The organism is Candidatus Enterococcus moelleringii (genome assembly GCF_017377575.1).
In the GTDB taxonomy this organism is placed as follows: Bacteria; Bacillota; Bacilli; order Lactobacillales; family Enterococcaceae; genus Enterococcus_A; species Enterococcus_A moelleringii.
The window spans coordinates 141,329-161,879 of the sequence record NZ_JAFREM010000008.1; the positions used below are offsets into that span (position 1 = coordinate 141,329).

Consider the following 20,551-nt stretch of genomic DNA (forward strand, 5'->3'; position numbering starts at 1 on the left):
ATGGAGAAAAGAAGTGTAATGTATGATCAGGTTGATAGTGACGTGAAGAAGCTGATGCCATGTCTGTTAGTCTTGTTTGTTCTGGCGAATTTGATGGTGCAAGCCTTTGTAACGGTTTCTCCCTTAATTGCGACAAACTTTAATATTTCGGCCAGCACGGCTAGTATTCAAGCGACCATCACTACGATTACATTAGGGGTTTGCAGTGTGGTATATGGTGCTTTATCTGATTACATTCCAGTGAAAAAGCTGTTAGTTTTCGGTATTTCTGTTTTGAGTATCGGGTCAATTTTAGGTTTCGCATTTCAAGGAAGTTATGGGATGATCGTTCTAGCCAGAGCAATCCAGACGATGGGACAGGCGGCGATTAGTTCTTTATACTTAGTTATTGCCTCGCGTTATCTTGAAGGGAGTACAAAAATTAAGTACTTTGCCTATTTTACAGCTTGTTTCCAACTGGCACAAGCTGCCGGTGTTTTAGTGGGAGGGATCATCACTACGTATATTTCTTGGCAGCTACTGTTATTGATTCCGTTGTTTTCGATCTTGTTTATCCCGGCGGTGATGAAGTACACGCCATTAGAAGAACAAAGGGAAAAGAAAAAAGTGGATATTATCGGGTTAGTACTGTTTAGTGGAATGATTGTTTTCCTAACACTTTTTGTGGATGGTTTAAGGATGCAGTTCTTGCTAATTATGCTTGCGTTATTAGTAATCTTCATGGTCTATATTAATCGGAACAAAGAAGCATTCATCACACCAACATTTTTCAGAGAAAACAAACGTTATATTCGTGCCCTGTCTATTGTTATTGGGATCTATTTAGTCCAATTTTCATTCTCTTTCGTCTATACATTCGTAATTACTGACGGGTATCAAGAAGCGCTATCACTAGTTTCATATATCTTGCTGCCAGCATATATTGCGGCAACAATTGTCGGAGGTGTTGGAGATAAAATCACTAATCGATTGGGTCGTTTCAATACTATTCTGTTAGGAATGCTAATGATTACATTAGGTCTTTTTGTGGCAGGATTATTTATCAGTCAGGGAAGAGTTTTGCTAGCCTTTGCAGGTATTCTGTTCTTTGTTGGATTCAACACGCTTTATTCACCATTACTAGATACCGTGACAGGTACTCTGCCAATGGATGAAATTGGTCGAGGAATCGGTCTGAATGATTTATCAATTAATATTAGCGGTTCTTTGGGAGTCGCTATCTGTGGCAAGCTGATTGCTAGCCGAGTGACTGAAGGAGTCAACATTTTTTCTATCAACTCTCATTTAGTAACTTATCAAAATATCTTTTTCATCTTAGGGATTATAGCTCTTGCAGCAATTTTATCCTTTCAGCTTAGCAAAAAGAAACTTGTAAACGGATAATTGAAGGATGAAAAGCACTGAATTCCAACAACGTATTACTGTAATTTTAGTAATACGTTGTTTTTTTATCCAATAGTTACTCAGCTTTCTGCTGTGCATAATGAATATCTACCTCTCGATAGCGTTTGCCAAGCGAACCCCACCAATTAGCTGCAAAATAAACCACTAGAAGACCGACTGTTATCTGAATGACCCCACCAACATAGTTGTACAGCAAATAATTCAATAGAATAATTCCGATCTGTGAAATACACAGTAGGGACAACAAAGAAATCTGATTCTGTCGTGAAAAAGATTGAACAATCAAGTAAACAGCAATAATTGAAGCTGTTGCTATGGCTAATAAAACTAAAGACGAAAATAGAGTCCAATTGCGAAATACGTTCGTTCCGATGGACATAACTGCAAATACGGAAGTACTCATGGCTAATAGCAGCCAGGTTGGGATCTTTTTATTCATTAAAATGTTCTCCTTATCATTCAACAATAGTTTAGTTGCTTTATGGAATGAAATTTTTAGAACATGAGTATAGCATATTCAGGTTTTGTGAAAAAGTCTTACCTTACTAAAGGTTGACTGTAGCTTAACCACTTCAAACTAATGCTCTCCCAATTTTTCTGCCCAATGAAACAGCTTGCTTGAATGATAAAATTTCAGCAACAATTTTCCTTCATTCACATCGCCAATCAACTCTCCAATATGCTTGAGTTTTTGTTGCATTGTATTTCGATGAATATATAAGCGCTCAGCAGATTTCCGGATATTGCAGCTATTTTCAAGATAAGCGACGAGCACTTCTTCAAAATTTGTCTGATGAATCGTGTCATATTCTCGAATAATCTTAAATTCCTGACATAAGTATAAATCGTACTTGATGTCTTTAGGCAGTTTGTAAAGCAGTGTGCCCACTAGAAAATCATTCACATTAATCAAACCGGATTCTTTGCTCTTTAAGATGTTAAATACATGAAAAGTGTCTACTGCCTGATGATAATAAATAGGCAAGTCATACAAGTCTGTAAATAAGGGAGAGCATATTCCAGCAAGATTGTTCTTTATAAGCAAGGTACTGATTTTATTCTTAGCTCCTTCAAGCTCTCGTTCATTGTCTGAATTAATAACTAAGATAACATTCTCATTGTAAATCACGCTCTTGCTGATAGAGACCGTTTCATCTATCTTTCGTTGCAGATACTGATCATAATAGACGCTACTGTCATCTTTCTTTAATGGAACGAAGATTAAATGAAAAAGCTTTTTAGTATGCCAGTTAGCAGCAGTAAGGCGTTCCTGGAACACTTCATTCCGAGGAATCCTAGACTCCAGCAGTTGCAGCATAATACTTTCATGAATATGATTACTTAAGCTTAGATCTTCATAACGAGAGGCTGCAAATGCGACCTCTAAAATCTTACATAAAATCTCAACTAAAATAATATCTTCTTCCGAAATTTGTTTGTTTGCTTGGAATAGGCCAAAGTAAGCAATGATTTTATTGTCCCCCTTCAACTTTTGAATAATTCGTGGGACCTCTTTACCGACACTATAATCGATAAACACTGGCTGATCATTCTCGTGAACGGAAGAAGTTACCCCGTCTCTTCGGAACAAGCGAATAGACTCGGCACTACAGTATCCATATTTTTCAGCATCATTCCAAACTAAATCATCAAAAGGCTGGCCAGTTGGGTTACTCATATGAATCACACGATAACTAGAACTTGTCAAAATAATTGGGTTTTCAAAAAGAGTTGCAGCAGTATGTAATAAATCGATCATATCTCTTGAATTGTGAAAAGAATCATAAAGTCTCAACTTGCTATCTTCAATGAATTGCGTGTCCATAGTCGTCCTCCTAAGTGCTTTTTGACTATTATAGTATCACAGATATGTTATCCTGCACATTGTTTGCGAGAAAAACAGATGCTAGAATTTAATCATGTTAATAATTTAACAAGGGGGAATGGAGTATGAAGACGAATTATCCGAATCTATTTTCACGAGGACAAATTGGGACACTGAAGCTGAAAAATCGCATGGTAATGGCACCGATGGGGACCTTCTCAGAAAATCGTGATGGTACACCATCAAAGGCACAGCTGGATTATTATGAAGCACGTGCTAAAGGCGGCTTAGGAATGATCATCACAGAGGTACAGTACGTTACTAATAAGACTGATCCGTGGATCGATTACATTACGAGCGCTGGCACCGATGAGCAAATGAAAGGTTGGGCTTTACTAACCGAGGCGATACATGCCCATCAGTGTAAAGTTTGTATTCAATTGGGTTGTGGTTTAGGAAGAAATGCCTTCCCATTTTCAGATGATCAAATGGTTAGTGCTTCTGAAGTGCCATCTTTCTATTTTCCTGATCAATTATGTCGCGCATTTACGATTGAAGAAATTAAAGATATCATTGAAAGCTTTAGAATAGCTGCAAAGAATGCCATCGTGGCAGAAGCAGATGCTGTGGAAATTCATGCCCACAGCGGCTATATTCTAGACCAGTTTATGACCCCAGCCTGGAACAAGCGGACGGATGAATACGGTGGAAGCTTTGAAAACAGAATGAGAATTGTAAGAGAAATTTATCAAGTGATTCGGGAAGAAGTTGGACCAGATTTTCCAGTCTTATTGAGAATGGCTGCTTACCATGATTTTGATGGTGGAAGAACGTTAGAAGAAAGTATTGAAATTGCTAAATATGTAGAAGATTTAGGCGTGGATGCATTAGATATCGACTTAGGTTGTTACGAAAGAAAACAATGGGTGGTGCCAGCCATTTACGCAGGAGATTCATGCATGGCTGAAGCTGCTTATGAGATTAAAAAGGTAGTAGATATTCCAGTCTTGAATGCTGGAAGTCATACACCGGAATCAGCAGAGCAATTAATTGCCGATGGAAAAATCGATTTTGCCATGTTTGGCCGTCAAGTCATTGCTGATCCTGATATGCCTGATAAACTAAAAAACAATCAGCGAGAAGATGTCAGACCGTGTCTATTATGTAACGAAGTCTGTGTAAGACGCTTGTATCAAAACCGTGTGATTTCTTGTGCCATTAATCCGCAAGCAGTCTTTGAAGCCAACTATCCATTAACTCCGGCAGAGCATACACGAACTGTAGCAATCATCGGAGGCGGACCTGGTGGAATGGAAGCCGCTCGCGTCGCCGCAATCAAAGGGCACACGGTAACTATCTATGAAAAAAGTGATCGGTTAGGCGGTCAATTGATCGCTGCCTATACGCCACCGTTTAAATCCAGATTACGAGCATTTGTTGAATGGCAAAAACGTCAATTGAAAAATCTAGGGGTTACAGTTGTCTACAATAAAGAAATGACTGAAGCCTCACCGGAGCTGGCTGAAGCTGATGAAGTGATCATTGCTGTAGGAGCTGTTTCGATTAAACCGAATATTCCAGGAATTGACCTGCCAAATGTCGTTGATGTGATGGAAGCACATTTAAATGGAGATAAAATTAAAGGTGAAAAGGTAATCGTAGCTGGCGGCGGTCTTTCCGGCTGTGATAGTGCCCTTGAGTTGGTTATGGATGGAAAACAAGTAGCAATCGTTGAGATGTTGGATGAGATTGCACCAAATGCCTTGCTAGATAATCGCAACCCGTTGCTCTTCAAACTAGAAGATTACAAAGTAGAGCTTAAAACCGGGCATAAGATCACTGAATTCAAAGAAGGCAGCATCGTTGTGGAACACGATAATGTGACTGAAGAATTAGCTGCGGATACCGTGATTACCTCCTTCGGAACAAAAAGTTTAAGCGCGTTGGCAAATAAAATCGCGGATGCATATCCAAGTGCAACAATTATTGGCGACTGCGATGAAATTGGACAAGTTGCTGAAGCAGTTCGTGGTGGATTCTTTGCAGGTTGGGCAATTAGGTAATTCATTTTAATAAACGATGATAGTGTATGAAATGACGAGAAAGTGTTCATTTCATACACTTTTTTGCAATATACCTTCTAAGCTTAGGAAAAATCAATAGACGCTCTCTTTTATTGCTTTCCTGTATGCGATAGAATTAATGTAAAGAATGAGCCGAAAATCTCAGTTAACTCTCTAGCAACTCTTATTCCCCCAAAAAAACCAAAGGTGCACCTCAACCATGGCGCCAGAACCTTTCCGTAAAAACTCCAATCGTGCAAAGCCAAGCACTGCTAAGTTTGTGACAGAACTAATATGTTTAATAATCGCCACCTTCTTTATATTCAAAGAGATGAACGAATCAATCGACCCATCGATGAGAAATCTTGTACTGTTTTTTGATCTTCTGCTGGCACTGATCTTTATCTCAGTTTTTGCATTTTTGATCCATGATTACATTGTTTTTCTAAAAAGCAAAAGGGGCTGATCGAATGAAGAAAATTTTGAGAGTCGCTTGGTATTTCATTGCTATTACTTTTCTTTGCTTACCAATAGCTTGGGTGAGAGCTGAGAACTCAACTGAGAAGAAGAGCTAAGGAGAGCCAAAAAAGCATCGAGCCAAAAAAGCGCTCGATGCTGCAGCAATACGAATTGCCCCTGCCAAGGTATTAGTAGTATAGCATATGGCAGAATTTGCGGCTAGGACTTCAAAGATTTTTTGAATTTCCTCGTTTTCTTCAAGGCCCACTCATAGTGGCTGGAGGTTGCGGAGACAAAGTAGCTGCATAACGTGCTTCCTCCCACCCAAGTAAATGCTCCTTTAGAGAACAATTCGTCGTTTGACAATTGTTCAGCCAGCTTGATGACTGTTGCGTGGCTTTCTTTCAATAAAGTCAGCGCATCTTCATAAGAAGTGTCCTGGTGCTTTTCCCAAAACTCAATATTCATTCCGCCGTAAGTTTTCCAATTGTAGCCTTCCTTCAAAAACTGTTTTTCTTCACCAGCAAGATTGGCATTCACCCAGTCAATCAGTAACTGGTGCCATTCATATAAATGTACTAGAACGTCCCGGAGATTTTTGTCTCTTTCCCAGTGAGCACCTTTTTCCTTAGATACATCAAAAGTGAACGTACCTTCCAGTTGGTCAGCGGGTAGGGAATCCAGCAGGTCGATTAATTTTTGGAATGAGTCATTTCCTGTTTGGATTAGATCGGTTTTAGTTGTAGGTTTGGCCATTGATTATTCCTCCTTGAGTTTCCTAATAAGTGTATACGAAGACGAAATTCGATCCATCTTCCTTCTATATATACTTACTATAAGCCAACACGTAACGTGTGGGTCAAGAGAAAATTCGGCTTTTTATAGCGAACAGTTCAATGGCTGGATAAGTGGAAATTCTTCTCGTGAATAGCCGCGTTCGCTTAATCCATTGATTAATGGAAAACGACAGTGATACTAATTATTGGAATTTTTTTTTCAAAACATATGGAGTTGCTGGACAAAAAATGGTATACTTTTCTTAGTTTCAAACCTTTTAAGTTTTTTGACGGTCGAGTGCAGGGGTGGTATCCTGCACTCATTTTTTTTGCCTAAAACAGCGAAACCAAACTTCTGATATCCTTCTTACCTAGTTGGTAAACTTTCCATCAGACGATAGAAATAATCAGCTTCGCCTGTACTAAAATAGTTATACCAGGCTTCTAATGTGTCTTCTTGAAAGACATCTAAATACTCAATAATCTGTTTTGCCCAGAGCAATCCACCTGTCGAACTGGCAGTGATTAGATTGTTATCTGCTACCGCTGGCTGAACTACATAAAAAGGTTGTCCTTTGTAACCAGGAGAGACCATTTCAAGAAATCCTGGACCATTACTAGTATGGGGACGCGCGTCCAACAGCCCAAAGTTGGACAGGGCCGAAGTAGCTCCGCAAATAGCACCCACCATTGCGCCTAAATCTAGAAATTCAGCAGCTTTTTCAATAATAGCAGCGTGCTCAGAATCATTCCAGGTATCAGCACCAGGCAACAGCAGCGAATTTGTTTCATTCACCACCATATCATCTATTAAACAATCAGGCACGATAGTCAGTCCGCCCATCGTTTTGACAGGCTCTTTAGAACTTCCAACCATTTTGATGGAAACCTGCGGCGCATTATTTTTGAAAAAGCGCTCCGAATTCAACTCCGCAATCAGATACCCCCATTCCCAATCAGCTAAACCATCAAGTACATAAAGATAAATTGTTGACATAATATTCCTCCATTTTCTGTTTCTAAATTCAGTATACCTAGCAATTGTTGACACCTGTATGGCAACAATCTAAACTAAGAAAAAGAACTTCCGAAAGGCGGCCACAAAATGAAGGTCAACAGACTTGTCAGCATCATTATGATTCTTCTGGATAAAAAGCGAATCAGTGCACAGGAATTGGCTGAGATGTTTGAAGTATCGCTCCGTACGATTTATCGAGACATTGACGCGATTAACCTAGCAGGTATTCCGATTCGTTCAACCTCCGGTGTAGGCGGCGGGTTTGAAATCATGGAGAACTATAAAATGGATCGCAAGGTTTTTTCAACGGCGGATCTTTCTGCTCTCTTAATGGGGCTGTCTAGTCTTTCCGATGTGATGCGAGGCGACGAGCTGGTGAACGCACTTGCGAAGGTCAAGAGCTTTATTCCCGCGGACAATGCAAAAGATATCGAGTTGAAAGCCAATCAACTATCGATCGACCTGAGTCCCTGGATGGGCAATCGGAACATCCAAGCCGACATTGAAACCATCAAAATCGCTTTGCAGAAAAACCAACTACTGTGCTTTGAGTATGCCGACAATCATGGCAATAAAACCGTACGAACAGTCGAACCCTATCAGCTGGTGCTGAAAAACAGTCATTGGTATTTCCAAGGATATTGCCTGATTAGAAACGATTATCGCCTGTTCAAGCTAACTCGGATATCCAACCTGCAGCTGCAGCAGGAATACTTCACTCCAAGAGAGTATCAAAAACCGCAGTTAGATATTACGGATATGATGACCACGATGCAAACAACCATCAAAATTCGGATTCATCAATCAGTGATGGACGGGGTGCTTGAGTATTGCCCGTTGGAAGACTTTACACCAGATGGTGACGAGCATTACATTGTGAATTTTCCTTTTATCGAAAATGATTACTACTATAATAATCTGTTCAGCTTCGGCGACAAATGCGAGTGTTTGGGACCGCCACATGTTCGGGCAGAAATGAAGCGCAAGGCCCAGGCGATAGCTGCGTTGTATGAAAAATAAGATAGAAGTGCTTTTGCTATTCCGCAACACTCAGCCTCCACCCAAGGAGAAATCAACCATATGGTTGATTCATCATTGGGTGTTTTTTCGTACGATGAATGTATCGAAGGAGGCAACATTTATGAAACCATTAATCGAAGTTACGCAATTAACCAAAGCCTATGATAAAAAAGAAGTCCTGCATGGCATCACTTTTGAAATCAAACAAGGGGAGATTCTGTGCTTGCTAGGTCCAAACGGCGCGGCAAAAAGTACCACCATCAACATGCTATGTGGTTCACTGAGTTTTGACCAAGGGAAAATTCTCTACAAAGGTCAATCCATCCAGCAGCAAAAGAAGGCTTTTAAAGCCGAGCTCGGGATGGTGCCGCAGGATTTGGCGATTTATGAAGACTTAAGCGCTGAGCAGAATGTCCGTTTTTTTGCTTCATTATATGGACTGAAGGGGGAAGCCTTGAAAGAAGGCATTAACTTTGCTTTAGAATCCGTGGGTCTATTGGAACACCGCAAAGAAAAGGCTCGGACATTTTCCGGCGGGATGAAGCGGCGCTTGAATATTGCCTGTGCGATCGCCCATCATCCGACGCTCTTGATCATGGATGAGCCAACAGTCGGCATCGATCCTCAATCCCGCAATCATATCTTGCAATCAATTCGAAAGATGCAGACTGCTGGTATGACGATCCTCTACACGACTCACTATATGGAGGAGGTAGAAGAAATCTCCACCCGGATTATTATCATGGACCATGGTTCTATTATCGCAGAAGGGACCAAAGAGGAGTTGAAGGGCAAAAATCAAGAACGAAAAATTCTGGTTGAATTGGAAAATCCCCATGCTCAGACCTTTGATGACTTTTATCAAATTGAAGGGATCAAAGACATCTCCCTTTCCCAAAATAATTTGACCATTACGGCCATTAAAGGAATCGAAAATTTGGATCATATTATTCAGTCCTTGCTGCAACGCAAAGAAAAAATCCAAAATATTGCGATCCAAACCGACAATTTAGAGACCGTCTTTCTTGATTTGACAGGACGCTCGCTAAGAGACTAGGAAGGAGGAAAAAGAATGTACCGTTTTGGAAAAATGCTGCAACGAGACTTTATGAATCTATTAATGAATCCAACCTGGCTGATGTTTTGCCTAGGATTTCCTTTTTTGCTGGTGACGATCATCGGCTTCATGACCAATGGGTTATATGGCGCTAGCTTCACTAGCTACGATTATTATGGAGTCACGTTGATGTTCTACTCAGCCTTGTACACTGGCACGTTTTCGGCGAATAGCTTCATGGAGGAACGGATCAAACAAGCCAATCTCCGCAGCCTTTATACACCCATTAGCCAGTGGGAAATCCCGTTAGCTAAGACACTGGCAACCTTTTTATATACGTTGATTTTCTATACCTTCATTGGCGGGATATTGATGATTTTATTCCAAGTAAATTACGGAACAGAAATCTTCAAACTGTGGCTGCTATTTGCCGGTATCAATTTTGCCAGCAGCAGTCTAGGTGTATTAATGTGCTGCATCTTCAAAAGTGAGGGCGTAGCCAATCAGATTCTGAGTATTATTACTAACGTGATCGCCATTACTGCAGGTCTGCTATTCCCTGCGGCCGCTCTAGGCGAAACATTTTCAAAAATCAGCCAGGCATTGCCTTTATCCAAGGTGATTCAAGTTGCTTTCCAGCTGATTTATGACAACAACAGCCAGAACTTTTTGCTTACCCTAGCTGGAATCGCTGCCCTATCACTGATTCTGGTTTTCGCTTCACAAATGACGTTTAAAGGAGAGGCTTATTTATGAGAGAACTGCTGAGAAATCATTTATTAAGAGCTCAGGAAAAAAGTGCCCGCCTGCTAATGATGGTGGGGCTAATCGTAGTGGCCTTTGTGTTGGCCTTGTTTCTAAACAAGCATACCCAAGCTACCTTGAACATAGCTGTTGTGGGAGATAATCCAATCACTGTTCAATCTGATTCAGTAAAAATCACGGAACTAAAAACGGCTCCGCCAAAATCTGAGCTGATAGCAGGAAGCTATGATGCGGTAGTCGATTTTTCCAAAGGGACACCTAAAATTACTACGTTGAAAAATCAAGAATTTAAAGATCAACTCCAAACGATGCTTTCAGGTGGCAGCGAGAACATGACTTCAACCACCAAAAAACTAAGCAAAGCATCCCGGATTTTAGGCTATATTTTGATGTTCTTATTGATGGCAGGAGTAACGAATACGTTTGTTTTTACTGAGGACAAAGAACAGCACCTGATGGAACGGATGATTGCCAGCGGACTTTCACAAGGCAAGCTGTTTATATCTTATGTCGTTTTTCTATTTAGTTTACTATTTATCCCGACCTTTCTGATCTTTATTCTGGCCGACACCGTGTTCTCCGTTAACCTAGGCATGTCCCTAGCAAATTATGGACTTTTGATTGGAATAATTTGTCTGATTGGCACCAGCTTTGCTTTATGCAACGCGGCCTTTTTCAAAGACGGGGACCAGGCCAGCATGATTGGCTCAATGATATTAGTAATCACCAGTTTGGTTTCTGGAAGTTTCTTTTCCTTAAGTAATGAAGAAACTTGGTGGAATGGTATAATCAAGGTGCTACCGCAAAAACAATTTTTGCAACTGGTCGAGTACGTCAGCGGCGGCGAAAGCTTCCGCAGCAACTATCTGGTAATTGTTTACCTGCTGGTGCTGAGCGGCATCTTCTTATTGATCGCCATCACAAAAAATCGCCGAACGTACTTACGATAGCTAAAAAATGAGAAACTACTGAAAGGACCACTCTATGGATAAATTAGTCAGCAGCCGCATCACGTCTCCTGTGTTAAAAAAGAACAGCATCACTAGAGCTGGTTTGATCAGAAAAATCGAAAAAGGCTTTGATAAAAAAGTGCTGGTGTTAGAAGCCGGAGCCGGTCATGGCAAAACCTCAGCCTTAAGAAAAGCCTTGAACAGCTTGGCGGAAAATCAGTGGTGCTGGTTAAGCTTAGCCGATGACAGCAACGTTCCCACTACTTTTTGGAGCTATGTGCTGGAAAGCATCAGCCCTTATTTGGCTACAGAAAAGGCTGCGGCTTATGATTACTTCCAGCAGTGTCTGCAGGAAGACAGCTTTACCGATTTTGCGCTGTTCTTACTAGACTTAATACAACCGGATCAGGAGCTGTATCTTGTCTTGGATGATTTCCATTTTGTGACTGCCCAGCCGGTGGTGGATTCGCTGGATGCCTTTATTGCAGCAATGCCGAAGAATCTGCATCTGGTTTTGATCACTCGCTATAAACCGGCTGTCTATTTGGGACAATTAATGCTGGAGCAAGATCTGTACTACCTCACGGAAAAAGATTTTCTGTTGTCAGATTTGGAGGCCAATGAGCTGATCACCTTGAACGGCCTTGGCAATCTGTCTTTAGAAATGCGCCAAGGCTTGGTTGCAAAAGCCGATGGTTGGTTAGGCGGCCTGCAGCTGTTATTGCTGTCCAGTGACTTTTCTAACCAGCAGGGCAGCGGACAGGCCAAACGAATCATTTCGGATTATTTAGCCAAAGAAATCTTAGACAAGCTGCCAGAGAAGGAACGTAATTTCCTGGTTCAAACGGCGTATTACCCTTTTGTTTTTGCTGAGCTAAGCCAGGCCTTTTTCCCGGAGATTGTTTATTCAGAGATGCTGCGGAAATTGCAGGAGCAGAACTTGATGCTGACGGTGTTAAGCGGAGAAAAGGAACGCTTCACCTATCATCCATTGTTGAGAGAAGCCTTTGTGGAACGCTTCTTGCAGCAGCCGCAATCGGAAATTAATGCCCAGTTAACGATTAGCGCGGCGGTTTTTCAAGAAGCCGGCTATTTAGATGATTGTTTAGGCTTGCTATTGGAGCTGAAGGAATACCCCAAATTAATGGAAATCCTTCTGAACCAGCCGCAAAATCTGCGTACGACTTTTTATATCCAGCAGGTGCCAGATGCGATTGCGATTAAAAACATCGATTTCGCTATACAGAAATTATTCTATTATTACATCCGCTTGGATTACCAAAAGCTGGAAGAAATACTGGGCGAATTGGAGAAAAATTATCCCGATCTGCAAGAAATGGGTGCTTTTGACGGCATGTGGCTGCTCTTAGGAACGGAATTTTATAAGGGGCAAAGTACCATGATTGCCAAAGGAGATATTATTTCTTTACCGGTAAATAACGTGTCAAAGGCTTTTTTGTGTTTGAAGTGCGCCATGGTATTTTACTATGACAATGACTTCCGCCAAGCGCTGGATTATGTGGAGGAAAGCCGCACCTTAAATCGCAACAGCGGCAATTTCTTTATCAGCTATATGAATCAGACCTTTCTGGCGCAAATTTATGAAGAGATCGGAGACTTTGAACAAAGCCTTCGCTTGTTGTCTGGCACCTATGATCAGCTGGATCATTTCAGTGACGATGCCAAAGAAACCGTCAACTATCACTTAAGCTTTGAGTTGACGATCACCGGTATCTATTTGAAAAAAATGGCGCTCACTGAAGCCGAAGCAGCGCTAGAAAAATTAGCACGACAAAAGCATCCTCATATGCGGGCTTCCTATCTCTACAATTATGCAGAATTGATGTATTTAAAGGATGAACAGAAAGCGGCTTTAGAAGCGGTTCAGCAGCTGCTTATGACGGACTATTATAAAAATCCGAGGCTAACCTCTGGACTATATCGCTACGTGCTGAAAAATGATCAGTTGTCTGCTGAAAAACAAGAGAATTATATTGCCGATTACCAGCAAGAAAAAAAGCTGTCTATCAGCAATACCTTATTTTACGGCATGCTGCTGTCGGCCAGAGATCAAAATCAGCAAGCCATGGAAGTCACGAATCACTTGTTGGAAATCAGCCGCAAGGAGCGGATCTATCTACGGATCATCGGCGCTGATTTACTGAAAATCGAGCTGCTTCTAAAGGCACAGTCCCTAAACAAACGGATGATTCGCGATTTATACCACGAAGCCATCCATTATGGTAACGAGTACGAAATCCTAAACGAGTTTTTCATTTATCGTAAAGAGATAGACCGGTTGATCAAAGAGATGGGGAATGAGTTGATGGAAAACTTTGACACAGAAGAACGCCATTTCCATCAGAAAATTCTCAGACTCCTGGAGCTGGATGAAGTAACAATACTAAGTCACCGGGAAATGGATGTCTTAAACGAGCTGGCGCTAGGACTAACTAATAAAGAGATTTCCGCTAAGCTCTATATTTCTGTAGCAACTACTAAGACGCATATATTGAATATCTATCGCAAGCTGGAGGTTAATTCTCGGGTGCAGGCGATAGAAGAGGCGCGGCGGATTGGGATATTGGATTGATGAGCCCTTGGTGGAATTTCAAGATTAAATGAAAGACTAAAATGAACTAAAAGCTAGGAGTTGATAACTTGAAGTACTTTATCGCGGACACTCACTTCTATCACGAAGCCATCATCGAATTCAGCCATCGGCCTTTTCGTGATGTGGGGGAGATGAACAAGCAGCTGATCAAAAATTGGAATAGTGTTGTGAAGTCTCCCAAGGATGAAGTCTACATTTTAGGCGATTTTCTTTATCAAGGGGATGGAGAGCAGGCTAATGCAATCCTAAAACAGTTGCGTGGGAGAAAATACTTAATTAAAGGCAATCACGAGCAGTATTTGAATGACGAAAACTTTGACCATTCCTTGTATGAATGGGTGAAGGACTACTATTCCTTCAAATACAACAAACGAAAATTTGTCTTATTTCACTATCCGATGCTGGAATGGGACGGTTATTACAATCGCGCAATCCACCTGTACGGCCATGTCCACCATACAAGAACCGATTTTTTCAATGGAACACTAGGCCCAAACGCTATGAATGTCGGTGTAGATATGATCGACTATAAACCAATCAGCATTGACGAAGTAGTGACTATTGTAAACGAAAGAGAAATGTCTTGGTAATTACCAAACTCTACACCTGCGAGTGCTCAATTTCGCAGGTGTTTTTTACAATCCCCCCACAACTTCCTATTCAATCCTCATTTCAACTCTTCCAGTAAACCCCTCGCCTTCAATCCCAAAGTAATTACCACCGTCGGGAAGGGTAAGTTCTTCTATATAAGTACCGCTACCTTCCATCAATACGATCGGTTCATTACTTCCAGAAAGCCAAAAGACTTTTGCCGTGCCGTCAGTCACCGTTAAAGTACAGGTGATAGTTATATCTTTACCGGCTGCTCTTTCAATAGCGGTACCGCCGAAAATATACTCGGTGGTAGAGGCATCTTCGTAATTGGCGGTGTAAGTTCCTGTGTAATCATCAATACCTGTTTCACGTTGTCCTGTTAGCTGATAGTTTTTGGTTAATTCGGTGGAGCCTGCGAGTTGGATCGCCTGATTATAATGACCCAGGATCTGGTCTTTACTGCAGCCATTCAAGGCAAGACAGCCGAAAATCATCAAGGGTAATACTAGACTTTTTTTCATCACCTCATCACCAGCCTTTCTTAGGCGCAGCCTGCTTCACGCGTTTCTTAGCAGTCGCTTTAGGCTCTTTATTTTTCCCGACAGCAATCATTAATGCTGCTACTCCGACTACTAGCAGGAGACTTAAGGCACACAGCCCGCTATTCCAATGAACGGTCGGATCGTAGCTGCGGTAGCCGATCAAACCCAGGCTGGCGGTAATCGGATAGAGATTGGCTATAGTCATGTTACCGGCTGCAAACATCCCGCCATACCCATAGACAAAGGCAACAATCACCCCGATCAGCATGCTCCCGGACCTTCTGCTGGTCAGCACAATAATCGGCAGCACCGCTAAATACAAAAGGAAATTGCTTAAAGTCATCTGAATCAGTGATTGAAATGCCAAGCCTACAGTAAATCCTGGAAATCCGGCAAAGAATTCCGCCGCAATCGTGAACAACGCACAGACCACCCCTAAGAAAATCGACAGAGCGCCGCACAAAATCAGCTTTCCCACCAGTAATCGCTTGAAAGAAATCGGGATCACCTGAATGTTCTTCAAGGTATCATCCTTTTGCTCCCGGGAAATGATATAGCCGGCAATCAGCGTAATGCACATGGGAAAGATCGTGGACATATTATTTTTGATAACCTGTTCGGACAAGTAAGCATAATCCCAGAAGGAACCGTCATTGGCCATCGAAGTAAATAAGGTCAGCAATACAGAAAGCAGCATCAGGGCAACGCCTGCCCACAGGATATGGTATCTTTTCAACTTTAGGAACTCTGTTTTCACGATAACGATCATGATTATTCTCCTCTCCGTTTGTAAAGCTGGGCGATGACAACTACCGATAGCAGACCCATGATACCTAGGGTGAAAACAACTTGAAAAGTGGAGGGGATTAGTCCCTTCATTTGTACCAAGTCCATCGTAATCCCGTGGACATCCATATCGCCAGCGCTCCAAAAAGTGGTTAACGGCGTAGGCAGCAGCCATAAAACAGCCTTTGGCAGCGCATCAAACAATGAGGTGGCACTCAGATTTAAGACACTGTAAAAGACACATAAAAGAATCGAAAAAATGTAGGTTTTGCTGAAGAACACGACTAGGACCACTAGTGGCAAGGTTCCGGCGGTAATAAACATACCTGTTTCCACCGCCAACCATAGTTTGTAAGCCAGCCCGTTTACCTCTAAGGTCACAGTTCCGCAAAGAACCGTAGCGATGGTTGATGCGAAGCAAAAGAGGATGCCAAAAAGAAATAACACCAAGATTTTTGCGATGACCATTTTTGTGCTGGTAACGGGAATCGTGCGAATGTTTTTGAAGGTATCGTTGTCTCTTTCCATGAAGAACAGCAGCGCGGCAATCACGCCTAGGATGCAGGGGAGGAGAAATTGAATCCCGTAGCCTAAGACCATATTAAAAAGTCCATCGAAAGCCTCCGACTTGTCCAGATAGCGTTCCAGCATAGCCGGAGTGGTCATTAAGTAGGTTAACGGAATAGGAAACATTAAGGCTGCCAGCACCACTAGCAGAATGAATTTTCTACGCTTCAATTTCCACCATTCACAGCGAATCAGTTTAAGCAAGTCCTTCACCCCCGGTCACTCGCTTGAAGTAATCTTCAAGGGTATCCACGCACAAGTGAGCTTCAGAAACCTCCAAGCCGTTTTGGATAAAGGCCCGATTAAGCAGGCCGACAGGCAGATTTGCACCCAGCAGCTTAAGGTTGTGGTGATCACAAATTTCAAAATTGTTAGTGTGCAAGACGCCCGCTGCGATTTGCGCCGCTTTTGAACTATCCGAGACTTCAAAATGAACATAGCGGTGGTTTTTTTGTTCCAACTCAGCCAGACTTCCTTCTTCCAACAAAACGCCATTATGGATGATCCCAATATCATCTGCCAGCAGGGCAATTTCTGATAAAATATGGCTGGAAATCAAAATGGTTTTTCCTTGAATATCACAAAGTTCGCGGATAAACGAACGGATCTCGGCTATGCCGATCGGGTCAAGTCCGTTGATCGGTTCATCTAGAATCAGCAGGTCAGGATTATGCATGACCGCCAAAGCAATCGCTAAACGCTGCTTCATCCCCAATGAATACTGGGAAAATAGTTTTTTGTCCCGATAGGGCAGTCCTACAAGCGCCAACGCTTCTTGAATACAGCGGCGGTTTTTGATTCCTCTCAGCTCAGCAAAAATACGCAAATTCTCGGTAGCAGTGAGGTTAGGATAAAAACCTGGCGACTCGATCAAGCTGCCGATTTGGGGCAAAATATTCTCACTGTTTTTCTGCATATCTTTTCCCAAAATCCGCACCTTACCAGAGGTCGGTGTAGTCAGTCTCAGCAGCATTTTCATCGTGGTTGTTTTACCGGCGCCGTTTCTTCCCAACAAGCCATAGATGCGGCCTTTTTTCACGTGCATATCCACCTCAGAAACACTGGCCTGGCTTCCGTATCGCTTCGTTAGTTTCGTTGTCTCAATCACATACTCACTCATGGTGGGCCTCCTTCTTTCTTGGTACCTTTATTGTAGAGCACCCACCTTGAGGGAACTTGCAGCCTGCCTTGAGATTACCTTGAGATTGCAGGAGGAAACAGATACAACACCCAAAATCAGTTGTATAATTATAGTAAAGATTAATGTGAAAGAAGGTGGCCGAAATGAACAGCAAATCAATTTTAATCGTTGATGATGAGCTGGATCTATTAGTCATGCTTAAATCCATCTTTGAGCGAGCCGGATATACGCAAATTACGACCGTTTCTTCTGCCAAAGAAGCCCTCTACGTGTTAACGAAAAAAATGCCGGATATGATTATTTTGGATGTGATGATGCCTGAAATGGACGGCTTTGAGTTGCTTCAGGAAATCCGCGCCATCAGTAAAGTCCCTGTTCTGATGCTGACAGCCAAGGGGGAAGCCGAAGATCGTTTTGCTGGCTTTGAACTTGGTGCCGATGATTATCTGGTCAAACCGTTTCTGCCGAAGGAACTGCTATTAAGGGTAGCCGCTATTTTAAAACGTTCGTACCCAGAAAGCAATCGGTTAATCGCCTTGGAGGGTGCCACTGTTGATTTGGATAAAGCTGAGGTTTTAAAAGGAGAGATGAGCATTCCCTTGACCGCCAAAGAGTATGCCATCTTCTTAAAGCTGGCCGAAAATGCCGGCCGGATTGTCACGATTGGGGCCTTATGTCAGACGGCCTGCGGTGACGTGTGGCAAGGATACGAAACGACATTGATGACTCACATTCGACACATCCGCGAGAAAATAGAAGCGAATCCCTCTGCGCCGGTGTCCCTGCAAACCGTTAGAGGACTGGGCTACAAATTGATCGTAAAGGGGGAGACGTGATGGCTGCCGCAAAACGTTTTTTCCGAAAATATCTTTTCTCCAGTTTTTTGATCCTGATTTCTTTTTTACTAATCAACGCTGCATTGCTCTTGGCAGTACTGCTATTTTCCTGGCATTCTTCCACTGATCCCGATATACCGGTTGCACAAATTGCCGACCACATTCATACAAATCAGCAAGGAACTGTGTCTGCCGACGAAAAGACTTCCGAACTTTTAAAGGAAAACGCAGCCTGGGGGATGGTCTTGAACGACGAAGGGACGGTTGTGTGGGAAGAGGCCATGCCCAGCAATTTACCCCGCCAGTATTCTGCCACAGAAGTCGCCCAATTCAGCCGCTGGTATTTAGATAACTATCCTGTATTAGTTCAGGAAACTGCCAGCGGATTATTGGTGATTGGCTGCCCGCCCAACAGTATCGTCAAATACAATTTTGTCACCGATACCGCCTATGTCCGTTCAGCCCTAACCGGCCTACTGACTGTCGTTGTTTGCAATGTCACCTTGATGCTACTGCTTTTCTGGTACAACACTAGAAAGGTGGAAAAAGCAGTTACTCCAATTTTGAACGGGATCGAAACTATCTCTCGTGGAAAAGCAGTTGCACTGGCTGAAAAAGGTGAACTAGCCGCTATTAATGCTGAAGTCAACCGGGCTGGAAACTATATCTTGAAGAAGGATCAAGCTCGAACCGAATGGATTGCCGGTATATCTCATGATATCAGGACGCCTCTTTCCATTATGCTGGGCTATGCCGGCGAAATTGAGGATGATGATGCATTACCAACAGAAACTAGAACCCAGGCCACGCTCATTCGGCAAAAGGGTGAAAAACTCCGCCAGCTGATTACCGACTTAAATTTGACCTCGAAGCTGGAGTATGCGATGCAGCCCTTTCACCTGGAAACCATTTATCCAGTCGAGCTGGCTCGACAAGTGATTACCGAATACCTCAATAATGGCGTGGACCAAAATTATTCATTTGAACTACAGGCTGATGAAAAGGCTCATGCAATATTTTTCCAAGGAGATGCTGCTTTACTGACAAGATTACTGGACAATCTGATTGGCAATGCGATGAACCACAACCCAAACGGCTGTCATATTCTAGTGAGTGTCACTAAGCAAGAAAACGCCTGCTGCCTAAGTGTGATTGACGATGGGGTGGGAATGTCACAAGCGCAAATTGACACGCTGAACGATGGGATTTTTCCTAAACAGTTCAACACTCAAGACAGCGAAGGTGCTCACGGACTAGGTTTGCGATTGTCCAGTCAAATCGTTCAAGCCCATCATGGGGAAATCATCTTTGAGCCTCAATCTCCCAACGGGCTTGCTGTTAGCGTCCTTATTCCTGTGTCAGCAAATAATTAGTCAATAAATCACCAGATAATGGGGTGATGATTTTCTAAGCAAAACTAGGTTTAGTGGATAAAGTGCTTCTTGTCAGAGCTTTTGCTGAATACCACGCGTTTAAATTATTCGCTAATGACACTAAGTTCGAAAATAAATCAATCAGTTATATATCACGCGATAACCCACCTAAACCACCTGCGAATATGCTACCTTAGCAGGTGGTTTTTAGAGTCTATAAACCAAAGTACAAACTCTCACAATCATCAAGCATATTATGACCAATTTCTCGTAACCCAACATCCAAAACTAACCTATTTCAAGAAATCAAAAGCATATCAATCTTGTGAAACATTTCTTGTTCTGCTCGCTTTTCGTGAAATATCTTCTTGACAATCCACAAGTCTGAATGCTAATCTTTTTGATAGTGGAAAGCGCTTTACTTTAATTAGAAAGCGCTGATAAAAAAATTATAAAGAGATGAGGTGAGAAAATGATCTTGTGCGTTGATTTCAACAAAACCATTCGTTATTACTGAACGACGACTAAAATCTTAGCGTGTTCTAAGTCAGTATGTAAAGAAACATTTTCTCATCCTATTCTATCAAATAAATAAACTGCATTTTACGGAATTTCTGTGCCCACTTTTTAGGGGAACTTCCCGTGAGTGCTGCCTTTTTTGGCGTGTCCGCAGACTGATTCTTTTGAAAAGGATTCAGTCCGCTAAGTATTTATTTAGAATATATGAGAAAGCATGCTGTTGATTCGGTATGCTTTTTTGG

At 42.2% G+C, this 20,551-nt stretch carries 19 protein-coding genes; 11 read left to right on the top strand and 8 right to left on the bottom strand.

The features are described 5' to 3' along the window. Positions 1-1,383: an MFS transporter gene (locus JZO70_RS05260; protein WP_207672495.1), complete on the top strand. Its 1,383-nt coding sequence runs from the start codon at positions 1-3 to the stop codon at positions 1,381-1,383. Between the two features lie 76 nt (positions 1,384-1,459). Here JZO70_RS05260 and JZO70_RS05265 read toward each other — a convergent pair whose 3' ends face one another. Continuing rightward, the gene (locus tag JZO70_RS05265) at positions 1,460-1,843 is read right to left on the bottom strand and encodes a hypothetical protein (RefSeq protein WP_207672496.1); all 384 of its coding nucleotides are present in this window, start codon (positions 1,841-1,843) and stop codon (positions 1,460-1,462) included. A 138-nt stretch (positions 1,844-1,981) separates the two neighbouring features. After that, entirely contained in the window at positions 1,982-3,229 is a 1,248-nt protein-coding gene (locus tag JZO70_RS05270) for a PucR family transcriptional regulator (protein WP_207672497.1), read from the bottom strand. A gap of 125 nt (positions 3,230-3,354) precedes the next feature. Here JZO70_RS05270 and JZO70_RS05275 point away from each other — a divergent pair, with 125 nt between their 5' ends. Continuing rightward, positions 3,355-5,292: an oxidoreductase gene (locus JZO70_RS05275; RefSeq protein ID WP_207672498.1), complete on the top strand. Its 1,938-nt coding sequence runs from the start codon at positions 3,355-3,357 to the stop codon at positions 5,290-5,292. A 220-nt stretch (positions 5,293-5,512) separates the two neighbouring features. Further along, positions 5,513-5,758 carry a hypothetical protein gene (locus JZO70_RS05280; protein ID WP_207672499.1) on the top strand — a complete coding sequence of 82 codons (246 nt, stop codon included), beginning with the start codon at positions 5,513-5,515 and terminating at the stop codon, positions 5,756-5,758. Between the two features lie 212 nt (positions 5,759-5,970). On the opposite strand, the gene JZO70_RS05285 is transcribed toward JZO70_RS05280, so the two are convergent. After that, a complete protein-coding gene (locus tag JZO70_RS05285) occupies positions 5,971-6,507 on the bottom strand; it encodes a ClbS/DfsB family four-helix bundle protein (RefSeq protein ID WP_207672500.1) in 537 nt (178 codons plus the stop codon). Positions 6,508-6,894: 387 nt separating this feature from the next. Continuing rightward, on the bottom strand, positions 6,895-7,524 hold the full coding sequence (locus JZO70_RS05290; protein ID WP_207672501.1) for a type 1 glutamine amidotransferase family protein: 630 nt from the start codon (positions 7,522-7,524) through the stop codon (positions 6,895-6,897). A gap of 108 nt (positions 7,525-7,632) precedes the next feature. Here JZO70_RS05290 and JZO70_RS05295 point away from each other — a divergent pair, with 108 nt between their 5' ends. From JZO70_RS05295 to JZO70_RS05320, 6 genes are all read left to right on the top strand, one after another. Further along, entirely contained in the window at positions 7,633-8,565 is a 933-nt protein-coding gene (locus tag JZO70_RS05295; RefSeq protein ID WP_207672502.1) for a helix-turn-helix transcriptional regulator, read from the top strand. 121 nt (positions 8,566-8,686) lie between these two features. Continuing rightward, entirely contained in the window at positions 8,687-9,622 is a 936-nt protein-coding gene (locus JZO70_RS05300; protein ID WP_207672503.1) for an ABC transporter ATP-binding protein, read from the top strand. A 15-nt stretch (positions 9,623-9,637) separates the two neighbouring features. Beyond that, entirely contained in the window at positions 9,638-10,378 is a 741-nt protein-coding gene (locus tag JZO70_RS05305) for an ABC transporter permease (protein WP_207672504.1), read from the top strand. Further along, positions 10,375-11,337, top strand: a complete 963-nt coding sequence (locus JZO70_RS05310) for an ABC transporter permease (RefSeq protein WP_207672505.1) — start codon at positions 10,375-10,377, stop codon at positions 11,335-11,337. Before JZO70_RS05305 ends, JZO70_RS05310 begins: the two co-directional genes overlap by 4 nt. Before the next feature lie 34 nt (positions 11,338-11,371). Further along, positions 11,372-13,930 carry a LuxR C-terminal-related transcriptional regulator gene (locus JZO70_RS22345; RefSeq protein WP_242703782.1) on the top strand — a complete coding sequence of 853 codons (2,559 nt, stop codon included), beginning with the start codon at positions 11,372-11,374 and terminating at the stop codon, positions 13,928-13,930. 68 nt (positions 13,931-13,998) lie between these two features. Next, complete coding sequence (locus tag JZO70_RS05320; RefSeq protein ID WP_207672506.1) at positions 13,999-14,541, top strand: metallophosphoesterase; 543 nt, start codon at positions 13,999-14,001, stop codon at positions 14,539-14,541. 66 nt (positions 14,542-14,607) lie between these two features. Here JZO70_RS05320 and JZO70_RS05325 read toward each other — a convergent pair whose 3' ends face one another. The 4 genes from JZO70_RS05325 to JZO70_RS05340 are packed head-to-tail and all read right to left on the bottom strand — an operon-like array spanning position 14,608 to position 17,560. Then, positions 14,608-15,066, bottom strand: a complete 459-nt coding sequence (locus JZO70_RS05325) for a hypothetical protein (RefSeq protein WP_207672507.1) — start codon at positions 15,064-15,066, stop codon at positions 14,608-14,610. A gap of 7 nt (positions 15,067-15,073) precedes the next feature. Beyond that, positions 15,074-15,856 (bottom strand): ABC transporter permease, encoded by a 783-nt coding sequence (locus JZO70_RS05330; RefSeq protein WP_207672508.1) that lies wholly within the window; start codon positions 15,854-15,856, stop codon positions 15,074-15,076. A 2-nt stretch (positions 15,857-15,858) separates the two neighbouring features. Further along, complete coding sequence (locus JZO70_RS05335; RefSeq protein WP_207672509.1) at positions 15,859-16,644, bottom strand: ABC transporter permease; 786 nt, start codon at positions 16,642-16,644, stop codon at positions 15,859-15,861. After that, the gene (locus tag JZO70_RS05340) at positions 16,637-17,560 is read right to left on the bottom strand and encodes an ABC transporter ATP-binding protein (RefSeq protein WP_207672510.1); all 924 of its coding nucleotides are present in this window, start codon (positions 17,558-17,560) and stop codon (positions 16,637-16,639) included. Before JZO70_RS05340 ends, JZO70_RS05335 begins: the two co-directional genes overlap by 8 nt. A gap of 164 nt (positions 17,561-17,724) precedes the next feature. Between JZO70_RS05340 and JZO70_RS05345 the strand changes: the two genes are divergently transcribed. Together JZO70_RS05345 and JZO70_RS05350 are read left to right on the top strand one after the other, a co-directional pair. Beyond that, complete coding sequence (locus JZO70_RS05345; RefSeq protein WP_207672511.1) at positions 17,725-18,417, top strand: response regulator transcription factor; 693 nt, start codon at positions 17,725-17,727, stop codon at positions 18,415-18,417. Continuing rightward, the gene (locus tag JZO70_RS05350) at positions 18,417-19,790 is read left to right on the top strand and encodes a sensor histidine kinase (protein WP_207672512.1); all 1,374 of its coding nucleotides are present in this window, start codon (positions 18,417-18,419) and stop codon (positions 19,788-19,790) included. The genes JZO70_RS05345 and JZO70_RS05350 overlap by 1 nt, the downstream gene beginning before the upstream one ends. The last annotated feature ends 761 nt before the right edge of the window (positions 19,791-20,551 follow it).

Excerpts from the sequence above, each read along its gene's own strand:
- JZO70_RS05260 (WP_207672495.1), top strand. The coding sequence starts at position 1 with ATGGAGAAAAGAAGTGTAATGTATGATCAGGTTGATAGTGACGTGAAG.
- JZO70_RS05265 (WP_207672496.1), bottom strand. The coding sequence starts at position 1,843 with ATGAATAAAAAGATCCCAACCTGGCTGCTATTAGCCATGAGTACTTCC.
- JZO70_RS05270 (WP_207672497.1), bottom strand. The coding sequence starts at position 3,229 with ATGGACACGCAATTCATTGAAGATAGCAAGTTGAGACTTTATGATTCT.
- JZO70_RS05275 (WP_207672498.1), top strand. The coding sequence starts at position 3,355 with ATGAAGACGAATTATCCGAATCTATTTTCACGAGGACAAATTGGGACA.
- JZO70_RS05280 (WP_207672499.1), top strand. The coding sequence starts at position 5,513 with ATGGCGCCAGAACCTTTCCGTAAAAACTCCAATCGTGCAAAGCCAAGC.
- JZO70_RS05285 (WP_207672500.1), bottom strand. The coding sequence starts at position 6,507 with ATGGCCAAACCTACAACTAAAACCGATCTAATCCAAACAGGAAATGAC.
- JZO70_RS05290 (WP_207672501.1), bottom strand. The coding sequence starts at position 7,524 with ATGTCAACAATTTATCTTTATGTACTTGATGGTTTAGCTGATTGGGAA.
- JZO70_RS05295 (WP_207672502.1), top strand. The coding sequence starts at position 7,633 with ATGAAGGTCAACAGACTTGTCAGCATCATTATGATTCTTCTGGATAAA.
- JZO70_RS05300 (WP_207672503.1), top strand. The coding sequence starts at position 8,687 with ATGAAACCATTAATCGAAGTTACGCAATTAACCAAAGCCTATGATAAA.
- JZO70_RS05305 (WP_207672504.1), top strand. The coding sequence starts at position 9,638 with ATGTACCGTTTTGGAAAAATGCTGCAACGAGACTTTATGAATCTATTA.
- JZO70_RS05310 (WP_207672505.1), top strand. The coding sequence starts at position 10,375 with ATGAGAGAACTGCTGAGAAATCATTTATTAAGAGCTCAGGAAAAAAGT.
- JZO70_RS22345 (WP_242703782.1), top strand. The coding sequence starts at position 11,372 with ATGGATAAATTAGTCAGCAGCCGCATCACGTCTCCTGTGTTAAAAAAG.
- JZO70_RS05325 (WP_207672507.1), bottom strand. The coding sequence starts at position 15,066 with ATGAAAAAAAGTCTAGTATTACCCTTGATGATTTTCGGCTGTCTTGCC.
- JZO70_RS05330 (WP_207672508.1), bottom strand. The coding sequence starts at position 15,856 with ATGATCGTTATCGTGAAAACAGAGTTCCTAAAGTTGAAAAGATACCAT.
- JZO70_RS05340 (WP_207672510.1), bottom strand. The coding sequence starts at position 17,560 with ATGAGTGAGTATGTGATTGAGACAACGAAACTAACGAAGCGATACGGA.
- JZO70_RS05345 (WP_207672511.1), top strand. The coding sequence starts at position 17,725 with ATGAACAGCAAATCAATTTTAATCGTTGATGATGAGCTGGATCTATTA.
- JZO70_RS05350 (WP_207672512.1), top strand. The coding sequence starts at position 18,417 with ATGGCTGCCGCAAAACGTTTTTTCCGAAAATATCTTTTCTCCAGTTTT.